The following is a 17,931-nucleotide window of genomic DNA, read 5'->3' on the forward strand; positions in this document are numbered from 1 at the left end:
ACAGCACGGTTGGATAGAGGCTGACAATTAAAGGGTGATATTCGCCAAACTCGCGACGGTATTAATATCTTTATCACCACGGCCCGACAGATTCACCAGTATTGTCTGCTCTGGAGACATCGTTTTAGCCAGCTTTTCTGCATGCGCTAAGGCATGACTGGTTTCGAGCGCAGGAATAATACCCTCAGTACGGCAAAGATTGTGGAATGCAGCCATCGCTTCATCATCATTAATCGCGACATATTCGGCGCGCTTGATATCTTTCAACCAAGCATGCTCAGGCCCTACCCCAGGGTAATCTAGGCCGGCGGAGATCGAATGCGTTTCAATGATATTGCCATCCGCATCCTGCATCAAATAGGTACGATTGCCATGCAACACACCAATCGGACTATTCGCAGTCAATGGCGCCGCGTGCATACCCGTGTTCAGGCCATGACCACCCGCTTCGACACCAATCAAACGGACGCCCTCAACATCAATGTAAGGATAGAAAATACCCATCGCATTTGAACCACCGCCTACACAAGCCACCACTGCATCTGGTTGGCGACCAACCATTTCCTGCATCTGTTGCTTGGATTCAATGCCGATAATGGATTGAAAATCACGCACCATCATTGGGTAAGGATGCGGCCCCGCTACCGTACCGATAATGTAAAACGTGTTAGAGATGTTGGTGACCCAGTCACGCATCGCCTCATTCAAGGCATCCTTTAAAGTTTTCGAGCCGCTTTCGACAGGCACTACTGTTGCGCCCAGCAGCTTCATACGGAAAACGTTTGGCGCTTGACGCTTGACGTCTTCAGCACCCATATACACCACGCACTCCAGGCCTAAACGGGCTGCAATGGTGGCAGTCGCCACGCCGTGCTGACCGGCACCAGTTTCTGCAATCACGCGGGGTTTGCCCATGCGTTTTGCCAGCAATGCTTGGCCGATTGTGTTGTTGATTTTGTGCGCGCCGGTGTGGTTGAGATCCTCGCGTTTGAGATAAATCTGCGCACCGCCGATTTTATCGGATAGGCGTTTAGCATGATAAATCGGGCTTGGACGGCCTACAAAATGCTTGAGGTCATAATTAAACTCAGCCAAAAAGGCTGGATCGTAGCGGTATTTTTCATACATCACCCGCAACTCGTCCAAGGCTTCGACTAAAGTTTCTGAAACAAAAACGCCACCAAATGGGCCAAAATGACCGCGCGCATCTGGCATGTCATAGATTTGCATGCGTTACTCCGTATCTCGTTTGTTACACTAACCGCCCATTTCGTGCGGCATCACTCTGCAACACCTGTTGCATGAACACCGCTATTTTTTGTGGGGATTTGATCCCCTTTTGTACTTCTACGCCGCCGCTAACATCAAGCGCGTATGGTTGCACTTGCTGCGCGGCCTGCATGACATTTTCCGGATTTAAACCACCCGCCAATATCAATGGCTTTTGCATCTCAGCTGGAATCAATGACCAATCAAACGCTTCTCCGGTTCCACCGACAGCTTTTTCTGAGTAAGTATCGAGCAACAAGGCTGATGCTGACGCAAAATCTTCTTCACATTGTACCAAATTTAGCCCTGGTTTGACGCGGATTGCTTTGTAATATGGCAGATTAAATTGTGCACAATAATCCGCTGACTCGTCACCATGAAATTGTAAGCAATCTAGATCAGTGCTGGCGATCACTTGACGCACTTCTTCGACCGTAGCGTTCACAAATAGGCCGACTTTACTCACAAAAGGGGGTAATGCTGCCATGATGGCCTGTGCTTGTGCCGCAGTCACCGCGCGGGGGCTGGGCGCGTAAAACACAAAGCCGAGCGCATCTGCCCCTGCCGCAATTGCGCTTAAAGCATCCTCTAAACGGGTTATGCCGCAAATTTTTACTCTGGTTCTTGTCATTTAGATATTTGACTGCTCTATTTTAAATGTTGAATAAGGCAACTTAAGCCCAGCGCGCGTGAGAGACGGGTAGTTGCCACACCGCGTCGTATTGAACGCCGGTAAAATACAAGCCATCGGGCATAAAGGTTGGCGGCGACAGACGGCGATCCTGCTGTTGCAACAGCGCAGCAAATGCGTCAGCACTTAATTTACCCTGCCCTACATAGACCAAAGCGCCGACCATGTTACGAATCTGGTGCTGCAAAAAGGCATTCGCCTCGAAACTAAACACCAGATATGGGCCTTGCTGTGTGATCTGTGCCCGGTGCATGGTTCGTACTGGGGTCTTGGCCTGACACTCACTCGCTCGAAAGGCACTAAAATCATGTTGACCCACTAACACAGAAGCCGCCTGCTGCATCGGCGCAATCGATAACGGCCTGTGGTACCAACCCACGCGACCGTGTTGACTGGCCGGCGCCACTGGATGGTTATACAACACATACTGATAGCTACGCGACCTTGCACTAAAGCGGGCATGAAACGCATCATCCACCTGCACCGCCCAAAGAACGCGCACCCAGGAAGGCAGATGCGCATTGGTGCCACGCACCCAGGCGGTCAATGGCCGCGTCACACTGGTTTCAAAATGTGCGACTTGCATCAAGGCATGCACGCCCGTATCGGTACGTCCCGCTGCGTGCAAACGGACCGCTTCACCTCCAACGAGGGCAATGGCTCGTTCAATCGCATCTTGGACACCAGCGGCATTCGGTTGACTTTGCCATCCTTGAAAATAAGCGCCGTGATATTCAATGCCAATCGCAATTTTCATGGCGCTTAGTATAAGGGCTGCGCGGGATTACGCCTAGTCGGCCGCTGTTAAAAATGCGCAAGGCCGGAAATCCGGCCTTGTTGTTAAGCGAGCTTTTCAAGCAACGCACTCGCACGCTGCCGCTGCCGCTCCCCGCCTTCAGCCATGACTTCGTCAATCAACTCTTTGGCGCCCACTAAATCTTCCATATCGATATATGCTTGGATGAGATCGAGCTTCGTATTGACCTCTTCTGGCTCATCTGCAACCGCATCTATGACAGTGGACGGTGACTCTGCCATATCAAGTGAGATTTCAGGAAATGCCTCACTATACTCAACAGCTCCCGAGTCTGATGGCGCATTCAATGCATCATCCGCTTGTTCAAGACTGATTTCTTCAAAGTCAAGCGAGGTATCACCCTGCGCTGCATTCGAAACATCGTTAGGGCCACCCAACTCCAATGACAGCTCAGGCAGCGATTCAAATACCGCATCTTCCCCAGACAAACTTGGCTCACCGGTCCCTGCCAATGTAGGATTCGCGCCCGTTTGATCAGTAGGCGACATCCCATCATCCAAGTTTAATGAGGGTAAGTCTAAGGCTTTGGGGGTCAACGCCAGTGCTGCGTCCATCTCTAGCGGTTCCGCAACATCTTGCGATGCAGATCCAGGCTCCACTTCAAAACGCGGTGATGCTGCTGCATCGGTTTCTTCTGCAACGATAGAAAATCCATCCTCACCCTCACGCACTGGCTGCGGGTCCGCAGCCACAACATCTGTGGCTTCTGGCAAAGATTCAATGGTGAACGTCTCTTCTGCCAGATTAACGGGTTCGGATCTAGCATCAGCCTGGGTTGATGCAGCGACTGCTTCTGATGCGCCATCAAACTCTAGTGCAGGCGCTTCAAAGTTAAAGTGATAAGCATCCTCTTCATTTTGTGCTTCAGTGACTGGCACCGCAGTGGCTTCAGCTTCTGACGCCACTGCTGCAACAGCTGCAACCGCCGAAGGCGTGGCCTGATAAAGTGCGTTCTCTGGATCAAGCTTCTGACCCATGGCACTGACTTTTGACCAGGTGGGATCTGATGCCTCTGATTTGGCGTACACATCACTTGCCAATGACTCAAAAGCGCCTTTATTCCCTGTTGCTTGATAAATTTCGAGCAGCTTTAACTTCAGTTCTTGACGTTGAGGATCTTTTTGGATGGCATCCTTCAGGATTTCTTCGGCTTGCGCATCACGACCATAGGCCATATAAACTTCGGCTTCAGCAATCGGATCGACATCATGCGAATCAATCATGCCCCCCACACCACTCTGCGAAAAGTCGGTTAAGAATGACGTATCTCCAGAACCAGCCGCTTGCGTATCGCCAAAGACGGTATTGTTCTGCATTTCGGTCGCCGGGGATGTCACGATCACATCTTCAAAGTTATCGATTTGTTTTTTACGGCGAATCCGGATTAACGCCCACACACAAAGCAGCAGCGGCAGCGCAATTAACGCCCAAGGTAACACCGGGCTAATATTTTTCAGACGCTCCAGCAATACATGCATGAACGACGGTTGCGCAGGCAAGGCTTGCTCATCTGGCGCAGGCGCAACAGGTTGGGCAGGCACTACAACCGCTGCAGGTTTGGTTTCTACTTTGGGTGCAACTGGCACCTTAGGTGGCTCAGCAGGTTGCGCTGCAGCCGATGCAGGGGTCTCCACTTTAGGTGGCGCTGTTGAATCTGTCGCAGCCTGGGCAGCATTTTTTTCTGCTTCTGCCATGGCATTGTTTTTCATCTCCACCAATTTCTTCATGTCTGCAACTTGTTTTTCAAGCGCAGCCGCACGCGACTGTTCTTCTTTAATCGCGTTCGCCTTGGCGGTAGCATCTTCTTGTGCAGCAGTTGCAGACACCTTAGCGCCGGTTTTATCGCCTTGACTGGTTGATTTCTCATCCCCTGCGGACAGCTTCAACACATCTTTGCTCGGTTTAGAAGGCGGCGTGGTTTTATCACCTGCTGCACCAATCTTACCTGCGGACTGTTGCGTATTGCCACCCGTTTGACTAGGGGCAGCTTCTTTCACCACGTTTGACAAGGCATTTTTATAGGTCTGCCATTGTGCAGTGTGCTCTGCAATCAGACGATTGGCTTGTGGCCGACTCATACTATCTAGGGTTGCTTGATCAGGTAGGCGGATGATTTTGCCCACTTTGAGGCGATGCATGTTTTTCGCATCAAACGCTTGCTGGTTCGTTTGATAGAGCGCGGCCAACATTTGCTCAATACTGACACTGTCGGGTTTCATCTGTCTGGCAATGGCATATAAGGTATCGCCTCGCGCAGTAGTAATCGTTTGCGGCTCAGTGGCTTGGACTTCGGAATCAGCAGGCTTAGGAGCAGGCATTGCCGCGCGCGGTTTGGGCTGATTCACTGGCTTAGATTGTGGCAGAGGCAATGGCGGGCTGACCGTTGGGTCTTGGGTTGTCGGCGCAGCTTTCGCAGGCGCATCTGAAGCCGACTGCCCTGTCACCGGCAATCCGCCTGATTCTGACACGTAGTTAGAGTTAAATCCCGGTGGATCCAACAACAGAGTGTACTCTTTGACGAGACGCCCTGTGGGCCAATCGACCTGAATCAACATGTCGAGAAAGGCTTCGGTAATCGGTTGTGAACTGGTCAACTTCAGAATAGGCTGACCTTTCGTATTACTACCGACTTCAATTTTGATGAATGGATAAGAGGCCGGTTTTTCTAGCATCTGATCCTGATACACCTGCTCGCTGGCTAAGGTGGCCTGAATGCTGTTGAGTTCATTCGGCGTGACCGCCAATAACTCGATTTCCGCATTGAGCGGCTCCCCCAGTTTAGAACTGGAAACCAGGCCACCCAACCCGGCAGCATGCGCCGAAAGGGCTGCACTCAGACTCAAGGTAAAGGCTATTTTTTTTAATTGAAATTTACTCACCGATTAACCCTTATTAATTCATGGCGTTTGTCAAAATAGCATCATTCAGACAGCCACGCAAGCGCGCCCAGGCGGCTTGTAGGCAATAAACACAACGATTTGAAGCTACCATCCTCATTAAACAGGATTCTCTAAAAAGTAAAAGCCCGAAAAGACCCTGATTTCATTAATAAATCATGGCTTTACGGGCTGCTGTTTAATCAATTACTTAAGCTTGAACCAGAATCCTCAGCATTCGACGTAATGGTTCAGCGGCGCCCCACAACAATTGGTCACCCACTGTGAATGCAGACAGATACTCGCCCCCCATCGCTAGCTTGCGCAGACGGCCCACCGGCGTCGTTAGTGTGCCTGTTACCGCCGCGGGAGTGAGCTCATTCATACTGGCTTCCCGCTGATTTGACACTACGCGCGCCCACTCATTGGCTTCGGACAACATCTGGTTGATTTCATCCATCGGTACATCCTGACGCAGCTTGATGGTCAGCGCTTGCGAATGGCAGCGCATCGCGCCAATGCGCACGCACAAACCATCAATCACAATCGGATTCGCTTCACGGCCCAAAATTTTGTTGGTTTCAACGCCGCCCTTCCACTCTTCTTTACTCTGCCCATTGCCAAGATCTTTATCAATCCACGGAATCAGGCTCCCCGCCAATGGCACACCAAAGTGTGCACTGGGTAATTGCTCGCTCAAGAGTGTTTCTGCAACAGTTCTATCAATCTGCAAAATAGCCGAGGCAGGGTCTGCCAACAAATCGGTCACCGAAGCATGAATCACGCCCATTTGCTTGATCAATTCGCGCATGTTTTGCGCGCCGGCACCAGAAGCCGCCTGATAGGTCATGGAGCTGGCCCACTCGACCAGATCGGCTTTAAACAAACCATTTAAGGCCATCAACATCAAAGACACGGTACAGTTGCCGCCAATCCAGTTTTTACCGCCATTGGCCATCGCGTCTTGAATGACGTGCATATTCACCGGATCAAGCACAATCACCGCGTCTTTTTCCATGCGTAAAGTGGAGGCTGCATCAATCCAGTGGCCGTTCCAACCGGCTGCGCGCAATTTAGGAAACACCTCACTGGTGTAGTCGCCACCTTGGCAGGTCAGCACTACATCCATTTGACGGAGCGCATCGATATTTTTTGCATCTTGCAATGCAGGCGAGTCTTTACCGATGTCAGGCGCCGCGCCACCTGTTTGCGAGGTGGTAAAAAATTGCGGCTCAATATCCGCAAAATCATTTTCCTGCATCATGCGTTGCATGAGGACGGAGCCCACCATGCCACGCCAGCCAACAAACCCTACTTTTAACATAGCTACCCGATATTTCAGCCGGATCAACCGGCACAAAAATTACATTATTTGGAAGATTTCTGAACAGCTTCACCGGCCTGCTCAATATCTTTGCCCATTCCGTTGATGGTGTTACAGCCTGTCAGCGCAACCATCGTTACCATCAGTGCTATCCATTTTGTCATGTTGCTCTCCCAACCATTAATCTCTGAAATTACCAAATTTTAAAGGAAAATCTGTGATGCTTTTCTTCACGAATGCAATCGCCTCTTGCAGCATATCTCGCTTCGCGCCATTCACCCGCACGGTATCCCCCTGAATGCTGGCCTGCACTTTCATGCCGCTATCTTTAATCAACTTAGTGATTTTTTTGGCCAGATCGCTATCAATACCATCACGCACGATTAACTCTTGTTTAACCTTGTTGCCCGAGACTTTTTGCACATCCTTGTGCTCCAGTCGCTTAGAAGACTCTGGTTCTTTTTTTTCCATGGCCGGTAATAAAATATCTTTTACCTGATCCAGCTGAAAGTCGTTGTCGCCATACAAGGTAATGACTTTGTCTTTTTCGTTGAACTCAACTTTAGCCGACGTGCCTTTAAAATCATATCGATTGGTGATCTGTTTCACAGACGAATCGATGGAATTTTTCAAGTTGACCATATCGACTTCGGATGTAATATCAAAGCTAGGCATCTCTATTCTCTCTTCTTTTGCAACCAGCAGTTGCACCTCTCGCGCGTTGGATGTGTTTAAAAACCCCTCACTGAACGCTCAGGCACAACATGCGGAAGGCTTATTCAAAGTGGCAAACGTAGTCTACGGTTTCTGACACTTCAATATCAAAACTAGAATTCCCTGGCACGGTAAACTTGTCACCTGCTTGATAGGTCGTCCAGTGATCCTCCTCTTTTAGACGGACTTTACACACCCCGTCATTAATTTCCATCAACTCTGGAGAGCCTGTATTGAACGTCAAAGTGCTTGGAAAAATCACCCCCACCGTACAACGGGTGCCGTTTGGAAACAACACGGTGTGACTGACACACTTACCATCAAAATAAACGTTTGCTTTTTTCTTTACACTGACATGGTCAAATTGTGCCATTTTTCATTCCTATCGATTGCTGATTACGACTATATCATACGTCAACCGGCATAGCGGGCGGCTGAATATGCCCCCGCTAACACCCCATTAAAGCGCTGCGACGATCTGGTCACCCATCTCAGAGCAAGACACTTTTTTAGTGCCGGCCTCGTAAATATCGCCCGTGCGATAGCCCGCAGCCAACACCTTTTTAACAGCGTTTTCAATGCGCGTTGCGGCCGCCTCATTATCAAAGCTGTAACGCAACATCATGGCGACCGACAAAATGGTCGCTATTGGGTTAGCCAGATTTTTACCAGCAATATCTGGCGCAGAGCCATGCGATGGCTCATACAAACCCTTTTTGCTCTCATTGAGTGAGGCAGAAGCCAGCATGCCGATCGAACCGGTCAACATGGAAGCCTCATCTGACAAAATATCACCAAAAATATTGCCGGTCACCATCACGTCAAATTGTTTTGGATTGCGAATCAACTGCATGGCCGCATTGTCGACATACATGTGGCTGAGCTCAACTTCTGGATACTCTTTAGCCACATCAATCACGATTTCTTTCCAGAACTCTGTGGTTTCAAGCACGTTAGCCTTGTCGACAGAGCACAATTTTTTCTGCCGTTTCATGGCGATCTGGAAAGCCACATGCGCAATGCGGCGCACTTCTGGCTCACTGTAAATCATGGTGTTGAAACCTTCACGCACGCCCTGCTCATTGGTACGCATGCCACGGGGTTGACCAAAATACACGTCACCGGTTAATTCACGCACAATCATGATATCCAAGCCTGCCACCACTTCTGGTTTTAAGGTCGAGGCATTTGCCAGCTCTGGGAACAATACCGCAGGACGCAGGTTAGCAAACAAACCTAAATCTTTACGAATCGCCAGCAAACCACGTTCAGGGCGCAGTGGACGATCCAGATTGTCATATTGTGGCCCGCCCACAGCGCCGAGCAATACGGCGTCGGCCTTGCGGCAGACTTCTTGTGTGAACTCTGGATATGGATGACCGAACTGGTCATAGGCCTGTCCGCCCAATGGCGCCTCAGTAAAGGTCATGTCCAGACCTTCATTTTTTAACACTTCAAGCACACGCAACGCTTGCGCGATAATTTCTGGGCCGATGCCATCACCGGGCAATACAGCAATATTTAAAGCCATGTTTAAGTTCCTAATGATTCAATGTTGGTCTAACAGAATGTCAAATAACGCAGCAAAATGCCTCTGGTGGAGGCATCACGCTTATCGCGCTAGGCGAACAACCAGGGTTGCGCTTGCTGATGGTTAATTTCAAAACGACGAATTTCTTCTGCATGTTGCAATGTCAGGCCGATTTCATCCAAACCGTTGAGCAAATTGTGTTTACGGGTTGGCGTAATCTCAAAGCTAAATGTCTGCCCAGAGGGCGTGGTCACGGTTTGCGAAGCCAAGTCTACATTGAGCGTATATCCCTCATTCGCCAAACATTCTTTAAACAGAATATCCACTTGCTCAGCAGAGGCGACAATCGGCAAAATGCCGTTTTTGTAGCAATTATTAAAGAAAATATCAGCAAAGCTTGGCGCGATGATCACACGAAAACCTTGATCTTCGATCGCCCATGGCGCGTGCTCGCGTGAAGAGCCACAACCGAAGTTATCACGCGCCAACAGCACTTGCGCGCCCTGATAGCGCGGCTGGTTCAACACAAAATCTTTGTTTAGCGGACGCGTGCTGCAATCCATGCCCGGCTCGCCATAATTGGTGTAGCGCCATTCATCAAACAGATAAGGACCAAAGCCTGAGCGTTTGATCGATTTTAAAAACTGTTTTGGAATAATCGCATCGGTATCCACATTGGCGCGATCCAGCGGGCATGCCAATCCATTTAAAGTATTAAAGGCTTTCATTATGTTCTCCTGTTATGCGCTACGCACGTCAACAAAATGGCCGGCAATAGCAGCGGCGGCCGCCATTTCTGGGCTCACCAAGTGCGTACGTCCCCCTGGTCCCTGACGACCCTCAAAGTTACGGTTGGAGGTAGAAGCGCAGCGTTCACCGGGGCTCAGTCGGTCAGCGTTCATCGCCAGGCACATCGAGCAACCCGGTTCGCGCCATTCAAAACCAGCTTCAATAAAAATCTTATCCAAGCCTTCAGCCTCTGCCTGACGCTTTACTTGACCAGAGCCAGGAACCACCATCGCCAGCTTGATTGTGCTGGCCACTTTTTTACCTTTAGCCACGCCGGCGGCTGCACGTAAGTCTTCAATGCGCGAGTTGGTGCATGAACCAATAAAAATTTTATCGAGTTGAATTTGATCTAGCGGCGTATTGGCCGTTAAGCCCATGTATTTCAGCGCATTTTCGATACTGGTGCGTTTTGTCGCATCCGTTTCGGTAGCAGGGTCTGGCACCGTAGAGCCAATGGGCAATACTTGCTCCGGGGAGGTACCCCAAGTCACTTGTGGCGCGATCTCGTCACCATTTAATACAACAACGGTATCGTAAGCGGCATCCACATCAGAGGCGAGCGTATCCCAGTAAGCGACGGCTTTCGTCCAGTGATCGCCTTTAGGAGCATGCAGACGGCCTTCCAAATAGGCCGCTGTTTTTGCATCTGGTGCAACTAGTCCGGCACGTGCGCCAGCTTCAATCGCCATATTACACAGTGTCATGCGGCCTTCCATCGACAAGCCACGAATCACTTCGCCGCCGAATTCAATCGCATAGCCCGTACCACCAGCCGTGCCAATTTTGCCGATAATCGCCAGCGCAACGTCTTTGGCTGTCACGCCTTTACCCAGTTGGCCATCTACGCGCACCAGCATGCTTTTAGACTTTTTCGCCACCAGCGTTTGCGTGGCCAGCACATGTTCAACCTCAGATGTGCCAATCCCGTGTGCAAGTGCGCCAAATGCACCATGCGTTGAAGTATGGCTGTCACCGCAGACCACGGTCATGCCAGGCAACGTCGTACCGTTTTCAGGCCCGATAACATGGATGATGCCTTGATCCTTGTTTTTAAAAGGAAAATACACCAGCGCGCCAAACTCTTTGATGTTGTTGTCTAGCGTTTCAACTTGCAGGCGTGAGATCGGATCTTCAATGCCTTTATCCCAATCTTTGGTGGGCGTATTATGATCAGGGTTGGCCACAATGCTAGAATTACGCCACGGCTTGCGGCCAGCGATACGTAACCCCTCAAATGCTTGGGGGCTGGTCACTTCGTGTACCAGATGCCGGTCAATATAGATTAAGCATGTGCCATCTTCCTCTTGGCGCACCACGTGCGATTCCCACAATTTGTCGTACAGCGTTTTGCCTGCCATCACAATTCCTTTCATACCACACAACGATTGATAAACTTTGCGCAGAATACCTAAGTTTTAATACCCTTACAAGAAGATAGAATATACTAGTATTAGAACTAATAGGATAAACAAATCAAATGGATACAAGACGTCAAGAATTGGCCGAATTTTTGCAAGCGATGCGACAACGAGGCTCACCCGAAGCCTTTGGTTTTCCTTCTGGCTCCCGCCGACGTACCCAAGGCTTGCGCCGCGAGGAAGTCGCTCAACTGGCCGGGATCAGTGCGACTTGGTATACCTGGATAGAGCAAGCACGCGAGGTCAACGTCTCGCCAGATGCGCTGGATAGGCTGGCGACTGCGTTGAAATTAAGCAAGTCGGAACGCAGCTATTTGTTTGACATGGCCGACAGACGCGATCCGCAAGGCCAGCAAAGCGAGGTAGATACGGCGCCGGACACGCTGGTCACCATGCTTAGCCAAATGCAGCTGCCTGCCTACATCATGGGCCGAACCTGGGATATTTTGGCCTGGAATCCAGCGGCTGAAGACTTATTTAGCGGGTTACTGGACATCCCTTGGACGGATGCAACGCGACCTAACTTAATGCGCTTTGTGTTTATGTCGCCCATAGCGCGATTGTTTGTGGTCAATTGGGAGATGCGCGCGCGCAGACTTGTGGCTGAATTTAGAGCGGATTGCCGTTCTCGGCTAGAAGAAGCCGAAATCAAACAACTGGTGATTGAATTAAGTAGTAGCGCAGAATTCTCACAATTTTGGAAGCAACACGATGTGCTCGAGCGGCAAGGCGGACTCCGAGCGTTTCAACATCCTATTCACGGATTGATCCAATTTCAACAAGTGACGCTGAGACCTGTAGAGCAAGAACAACTGAAATTAGTGCTACTACAGCCGTTGGCATAAGGGACAAAACATTCAAAACTTGCGCAATTCTCATCCAATTATGGATGTTATTAATTTTAATAATACGTAGGGACTAAAAGCAGTTGGCACCAGCAACTAAACAGCCACCTAAGCAATGTATGGGCGCAGGCAGATCAAATAGATCTCTATTTACCGCTTGTGGCTTATCACAATCGAAGTATGTACAGAGAAGACAAAATAAATTCATTTAATGAGTGAGCTTGGGGTTTGGGAATTGGCAAATCCTTGCGAGACGCAGACAGCAACTGGGATGGATATTATGTGATGGCGTTTAAAGACTCACATGATGATTGGGAGCCTATTGTCGGTTACGGTCATGTCAAAAATCTGATTGGCGATGCAAAAAGCCTGAATGCAGGGCTAGGCCTTACCGTTAGCTTCACCGCAAGAAGTGATTTTCACTATGTGCCACTGCCCATACTATTGCCGATTGCCGCGGTCGGTTATAACCGGGTGAATCTCAATGCCACCTACATCCCCGGCACAAAAGGCAACGGCAATGTCCTATTTATGTGGTCGACCGTCGCATTTTAGTGGCAATGTTTGTGATACAGCGCCAACACTAACTGCGCAGTAACTGATATTCAATGGCATCTTTGAGTGCCAGCCATGATGCCTGAATAATATCTGAAGACACCCCCATGGTCGCCCATGTCGTGTGCTGATCTGTAGACTCAATCAATACACGCACTTTTGCCGCCGTCGCCAAATTTGAATCCAACACGCGCACTTTATAATCCACTAGTTTGATCTCTTTAATGGCTGGGTAAAAGGGCTCTAATGCCTTGCGCATGGCCTGATCCAGCGCATTCACCGGTCCATCTCCTTGCGCTGTTGCAGCAGCCTCCTCACCCTTAACGTGCAGATGGATACTGACTGAGGAGTTGAGGCCATCCGCTGAGGGCTCATAGATATTCACGTTGTATTGCTTGAGACTAAAAAACGGCTCAAATTTACCCAGTAACTTTTGCATCAGCACGTCAAAAGAGCTTTCAGCATTTTCAAATTGATAGCCCTCATGTTCCAGCGCCTTTAAATGCTCCAAAATGTTGATCGCGGCAGCAGATTCTTTTGTCAGCGTGGGGTCAATTTGCTGCAACTTACGCAATATGGCGCCCCGCCCGGCCACTTCAGACACCAGAATATGACGCTCATTACCGACCACCGTCGGGCTGATGTGCTCATAGGATTTGGGGTTTTTATTGACAGCATCAATATGCATGCCGCCTTTATGTGCAAAGGCATCTTGGCCAACATATGCGGCTTTGTCATTGAAAGCCACATTGGCCACTTCACTCACAAAGCGCGCGGCCGCCGTTAAATCGCTCAATTGGCTTTCAGAGATACAAGCTATCCCAAGTTTGAGCTGCACATTAGGAATAATAGACACCAGATTGGCATTTCCACAACGCTCGCCAATGCCGTTAATGGTGCCTTGCACTTGCATAGCGCCCGCTTGGACAGCCGCAACTGAGTTCGCAACGGCCATCTCACAATCGTTATGACAATGAATACCGATCTGCACCGCTGGAAACTGCGCCACCACGGTTTGTGTGATGGTAAACACTTCATTTGGAAAAGTCCCGCCGTTGGTGTCGCACAAAGCCAGCACATCTGCGCCTGCTGCCACAGCAGCTTGTAGCGTTTGCATGGCGTAGTCAGGGTTGGCTTTGTAGCCATCGTAAAAATGCTCGGCATCGAACACCACTTCTTTACCCTGCGCTTTTAAAAAAGCAATGGTGTCGCCAATCATGGCGAGGTTTTCTTGCAAGGTGGTGCGCAAGATGTCTGTGACCTGATAATCCCAGCTTTTGCCAAAAATAGCCACTGCCTGCGTATTGGCAGACAGTAATGATTGCAGATTTTTGTCTTCAGCTGCCGCAATGCCAATCCGACGTGTACTGCCAAAAGCGATGATTTTGGCATGTTGCAATGCCAACTCGCCGACACGGGCAAAAAACTCCAAATCCTTGGGATTAGAACCCGGATTGCCTGCCTCAATGTAGCCAATACCCAGTTGGTCTAGGCGTTGCACGACCTTGAGCTTATCCTCAACTGAAAAAGACACTCCCTGCGCTTGCGCGCCATCGCGCAGCGTGGAGTCGTAGGCAATGACACGACGACTGGCCATAAAAATTACTTTTTGCGTTGGTGCAGGTTAGCGGCAATTCGCATGCGCAATGCATTCAGCTTAATAAAGCCGCCAGCATCTTTCTGGTCATAAGCGCCTTTGTCATCCTCAAACGTAGCAATCGTAGAATCGAATAAAGAATCGGTCTGACTATCACGTCCAACCACAATCACATTACCCTTGTAGAGTTTGACTCGCACCCAGCCGTTGACTGTGGCTTGGGTATGGTCAATCAAGGTTTGCAACGCAATGCGCTCTGGGCTCCACCAGTAACCGTTGTAAATGAGGCTTGCATAACGGGGCATTAAATCGTCTTTCAAATGCGCGACTTCACGGTCTAGGGTAATGCTTTCAATGGCGCGGTGTGCCTTGAGTAGGATGGTGCCGCCTGGCGTTTCGTAGCAACCGCGTGATTTCATCCCCACATAACGGTTTTCAACCAAGTCGAGGCGTCCGACGCCATGTTTGCCGCCAATACGGTTCAGCTCGGCCAGAATCTCATACGCTTTCATGGCTTTGCCGTTTAAGGCAACGATATCGCCGTGTTTGAATTCAATATCGAGGTATTCAGCAGCATCTGGGGCTTTTTCAGGTGACACTGTCCAGCGCCACATGTCTTCTTCGGCTTCTGCTGCTGGATTTTCAAGGTGACGGCCTTCGTAAGAAATATGCAATAAGTTGGCATCCATAGAGTATGGACTACCGCCTTGCTTGTGCTTCATATCCACCGGAATGCCGTGTTGCTCTGCGTAGGCCAGCAGTTTTTCACGTGACAACAGGTCCCACTCACGCCAAGGCGCAATAATTTGAATGTTTGGGTTGAGGGCGTATGCGCCCAATTCAAAACGCACTTGGTCGTTACCCTTGCCGGTCGCGCCATGTGAAATCGCATCCGCTTTGGTTTCTTTGGCAATTTCAATTAAACGCTTGGCAATCAGCGGACGTGCGATAGAGGTACCGAGTAAGTATTCTCCCTCGTAGACCGTATTGGCACGAAACATCGGGAACACGAAATCACGCACGAACTCTTCACGCAGGTCATCAATATAAATTTCATTAACGCCAAACTTTTTGGCTTTTTCGCGCGCCGGCTCTAATTCTTCGCCTTGGCCGAGGTCAGCGGTAAAAGTAACGACTTCACATTGATAGGTGTCTTGCAGCCACTTCAAAATGACGGAAGTGTCTAAACCGCCAGAATACGCCAACACCGCTTTTTTAATATCGCTCATCTAAATTATCCCAATACTGAATTCATCTGGCTTGTCTGCGCAAGCCGTTTATATTAACTAATACCGCATGTGGCGGCTTCGCGCCGCCAGACGCTTGTCATCGCCACCTGTTATGCAGCAACCTTGCCTAGCAGCAGGTATTCCATGAGGGCCTTTTGCGTATGCAAGCGATTCTCTGCCTCGTCCCATACCACGCTTTGTTTGCCATCAATCACCTCGGCGGAGACTTCTTCACCGCGATGTGCTGGCAAGCAATGCATAAACACCGCGTCGGCTTTGGCGACTTTCATCATGTCTTCGTCGACTTGCCAATCCGCAAAGTCTTTGCGGCGCTCTTCGTTTTCTGCCTCAAAACCCATTGAGGTCCACACATCCGTGGTCACCAAGTCGGCGTCACGTGCGGCTTCCATGGGGTCAGCGAAAGACTCAAAGTGCGAAGTGCCATACAAATTAGCGCGCTCAGGCTCGACCTCGTAACCGGGTGGCGTTGACACATGCACATTAAAATCCAGCACTTCAGCCGCCTGTAGCCAGGTATTACAAACGTTATTGCTGTCGCCGATCCATGCGACGGTTTTGCCTTGAATCGAACCTCTATGCTCGATAAAAGTAAAAATATCGGCAAGGATTTGGCAAGGGTGATACTCGTTAGTCAGGCCGTTAATCACCGGCACACGTGAGTTTTGCGCGAAACGTTCAATAATGCTTTGCTCGTAGGTACGAATCATGACGATATCACTCATCCGTGAAATCACTTGCGCCGCATCTTCTACCGGCTCGCCGCGGCCCAGCTGTGAGTCACGCGTATTCAGGTAAATGGCCGAGCCACCCAACTGTTGCATGCCTGCTTCAAACGACAAGCGAGTCCGTGTACTGGCTTTTTCAAAAATCATCACCAAGGTGCGATCAACCAAAGGCCAATATTGCTTGTAGTCCTTAAACTGCGATTTAATCCACTTTGCGCGGGCAAATATATGTTCAATTTCATCGCGGGTCAGATCATTAAACTGCAAAAAGTGTTTCATACTCATCATGTGTAAGGTACTTGTTTGATCAAGCACTCGCCTTTAAAAAATTCAATATCAACGGTGCCAGTCTACCCACCAGTTCATCCGCTTCGTGTTTATTCATCACCAGCGGTGGCAGTAAACGAATAACCTTCTCAGAGGTGACGTTAATCAGCACTTTGGCGGCCAACGCCTGCTTAACCAACTCAGCACAAGGTTTATTCAGCTCGATGCCGATCATCATGCCGGCGTTACGCACATTCACTACGCCCGCCTCGTCTTTGAGCGCAGAGAGAAATTGTTGACGAATGTAGCCACCGACTTCTTCAGCGTTCTCGCGCAGTTTTTCTTCTGTGATGATATCCAAGGTGGCCAGCCCCGCTGCCGAAGCTAATGGGTTACCACCAAAGGTGGAACCATGTTTGCCCGGCACGAAGGTCTCAGCAGCCACCCCGCGCGCCACACAAGCACCAATCGGCACGCCAGAACCCAGCCCTTTGGCCAAGGTCATCACATCAGGCAAGATCCCCGCGTGCTGAAAGGCGAACCAAGTGCCGGTTCTGGCAATCCCAGACTGCACTTCATCAACCATTAATAGCCAGCCGTTGGCATCACAGATCTCGCGCAATCCTTGGAGGTAGGCTTTGAGGCTAGCAGGAATATGAATGCCACCTTCGCCTTGCACCGGCTCTACCAGAATGGCGACGACGTTGTTTTTGTGTGAAGCAATCGTTTTGATAGCTTCCAGGTTATCAAAAGGAACCCGCAGGAATCCGCTGACCAAGGGCTCAAAACCTGCCTGCACTTTACGGTTACCTGTGGCAGACAAGGTGGCCATGGTTCTGCCATGAAAACTTTGGTCCATCACGATAATTTCCGGATGATCGACACCTTTGTTGTGTCCATACAAACGCGCTAATTTAATTGCGGCTTCATTGGCTTCGCAGCCAGAATTACAGAAAAATACACGGTCCATGCCCGAGAGCGCAGCCAGTTTGTCAGCCAGTGCCGATTGCTCTGCAATCTGATAGATATTAGACACATGAATCAACTTGGCAATTTGCGCATTCAATGCGGCGACAAATTTAGGGTGGGCATGCCCTAAACCATTCACGGCCACCCCGGACAGCGCATCCAGATAGCGATCACCGGCAGTATCTGTCAACCAGACGCCCTCACCTTTGACAAAAGTCACCGGCTGTCTACCATAGGTGTTCATTAAGTGTTCCGAATGCATTTCAAACCCTTTTTCAAAAAACAAAAACGGCG

16 protein-coding genes and 1 pseudogene are annotated in these 17,931 nt (G+C 49.9%); 2 read left to right on the top strand and 15 right to left on the bottom strand.

Annotation, left to right across the window (positions count from 1 at the left end; translation table 11 throughout):
- Positions 1-27 precede the first annotated feature (27 nt).
- From trpB to leuC, 11 genes are all read right to left on the bottom strand, one after another.
- Entirely contained in the window at positions 28-1,230 is a 1,203-nt protein-coding gene (gene trpB / locus FIT99_RS06700) for a tryptophan synthase subunit beta (RefSeq protein WP_140003573.1), read from the bottom strand.
- Positions 1,231-1,252: 22 nt separating this feature from the next.
- Positions 1,253-1,900 (bottom strand): phosphoribosylanthranilate isomerase, encoded by a 648-nt coding sequence (locus FIT99_RS06705; protein ID WP_140003574.1) that lies wholly within the window; start codon positions 1,898-1,900, stop codon positions 1,253-1,255.
- A gap of 43 nt (positions 1,901-1,943) precedes the next feature.
- Positions 1,944-2,717 carry a tRNA pseudouridine(38-40) synthase TruA gene (truA, locus tag FIT99_RS06710; protein WP_140003575.1) on the bottom strand — a complete coding sequence of 258 codons (774 nt, stop codon included), beginning with the start codon at positions 2,715-2,717 and terminating at the stop codon, positions 1,944-1,946.
- 83 nt (positions 2,718-2,800) lie between these two features.
- On the bottom strand, positions 2,801-5,656 hold the full coding sequence (locus FIT99_RS06715; RefSeq protein ID WP_140003576.1) for a FimV/HubP family polar landmark protein: 2,856 nt from the start codon (positions 5,654-5,656) through the stop codon (positions 2,801-2,803).
- Between the two features lie 208 nt (positions 5,657-5,864).
- A complete protein-coding gene (asd, locus tag FIT99_RS06720; RefSeq protein WP_140003577.1) occupies positions 5,865-6,977 on the bottom strand; it encodes an aspartate-semialdehyde dehydrogenase in 1,113 nt (370 codons plus the stop codon).
- Between the two features lie 44 nt (positions 6,978-7,021).
- Entirely contained in the window at positions 7,022-7,141 is a 120-nt protein-coding gene (locus tag FIT99_RS06725; RefSeq protein ID WP_140003578.1) for an entericidin A/B family lipoprotein, read from the bottom strand.
- Positions 7,142-7,157: 16 nt separating this feature from the next.
- Positions 7,158-7,652 carry a YajQ family cyclic di-GMP-binding protein gene (locus tag FIT99_RS06730; protein ID WP_140003579.1) on the bottom strand — a complete coding sequence of 165 codons (495 nt, stop codon included), beginning with the start codon at positions 7,650-7,652 and terminating at the stop codon, positions 7,158-7,160.
- Between the two features lie 100 nt (positions 7,653-7,752).
- A complete protein-coding gene (gene ppnP, locus FIT99_RS06735; RefSeq protein ID WP_140003580.1) occupies positions 7,753-8,064 on the bottom strand; it encodes a pyrimidine/purine nucleoside phosphorylase in 312 nt (103 codons plus the stop codon).
- Positions 8,065-8,151: 87 nt separating this feature from the next.
- Entirely contained in the window at positions 8,152-9,222 is a 1,071-nt protein-coding gene (leuB, locus tag FIT99_RS06740) for a 3-isopropylmalate dehydrogenase (protein WP_140003581.1), read from the bottom strand.
- Positions 9,223-9,311: 89 nt separating this feature from the next.
- Positions 9,312-9,950, bottom strand: coding sequence for a 3-isopropylmalate dehydratase small subunit (gene leuD / locus FIT99_RS06745; protein WP_140003582.1), 639 nt, complete (start codon positions 9,948-9,950; stop codon positions 9,312-9,314).
- 12 nt (positions 9,951-9,962) lie between these two features.
- On the bottom strand, positions 9,963-11,369 hold the full coding sequence (gene leuC / locus FIT99_RS06750) for a 3-isopropylmalate dehydratase large subunit (RefSeq protein WP_140003583.1): 1,407 nt from the start codon (positions 11,367-11,369) through the stop codon (positions 9,963-9,965).
- A 119-nt stretch (positions 11,370-11,488) separates the two neighbouring features.
- On the opposite strand from leuC, the gene FIT99_RS06755 reads away from it, so the two are divergent.
- The gene (locus tag FIT99_RS06755) at positions 11,489-12,274 is read left to right on the top strand and encodes a helix-turn-helix transcriptional regulator (RefSeq protein ID WP_140003584.1); all 786 of its coding nucleotides are present in this window, start codon (positions 11,489-11,491) and stop codon (positions 12,272-12,274) included.
- Between the two features lie 120 nt (positions 12,275-12,394).
- Positions 12,395-12,829: pseudogene (gene pagP, locus FIT99_RS06760) on the top strand (lipid IV(A) palmitoyltransferase PagP); the annotation flags it as partial.
- Positions 12,830-12,857: 28 nt separating this feature from the next.
- On the opposite strand, the gene cimA reads toward pagP, so the two are convergent.
- From cimA to FIT99_RS06780, 4 genes are all read right to left on the bottom strand, one after another.
- The gene (gene cimA, locus FIT99_RS06765; RefSeq protein WP_140003585.1) at positions 12,858-14,426 is read right to left on the bottom strand and encodes a citramalate synthase; all 1,569 of its coding nucleotides are present in this window, start codon (positions 14,424-14,426) and stop codon (positions 12,858-12,860) included.
- 5 nt (positions 14,427-14,431) lie between these two features.
- A complete protein-coding gene (locus tag FIT99_RS06770) occupies positions 14,432-15,655 on the bottom strand; it encodes an argininosuccinate synthase (RefSeq protein ID WP_140003586.1) in 1,224 nt (407 codons plus the stop codon).
- 110 nt (positions 15,656-15,765) lie between these two features.
- Positions 15,766-16,686 carry an ornithine carbamoyltransferase gene (gene argF, locus FIT99_RS06775; protein WP_140004680.1) on the bottom strand — a complete coding sequence of 307 codons (921 nt, stop codon included), beginning with the start codon at positions 16,684-16,686 and terminating at the stop codon, positions 15,766-15,768.
- Between the two features lie 22 nt (positions 16,687-16,708).
- Positions 16,709-17,899: an aspartate aminotransferase family protein gene (locus tag FIT99_RS06780; RefSeq protein WP_189524715.1), complete on the bottom strand. Its 1,191-nt coding sequence runs from the start codon at positions 17,897-17,899 to the stop codon at positions 16,709-16,711.
- Positions 17,900-17,931 lie beyond the last annotated feature (32 nt).

The organism is Methylophilus medardicus, from assembly GCF_006363955.1.
Lineage (GTDB): Bacteria > Pseudomonadota > Gammaproteobacteria > Burkholderiales > Methylophilaceae > Methylophilus > Methylophilus medardensis.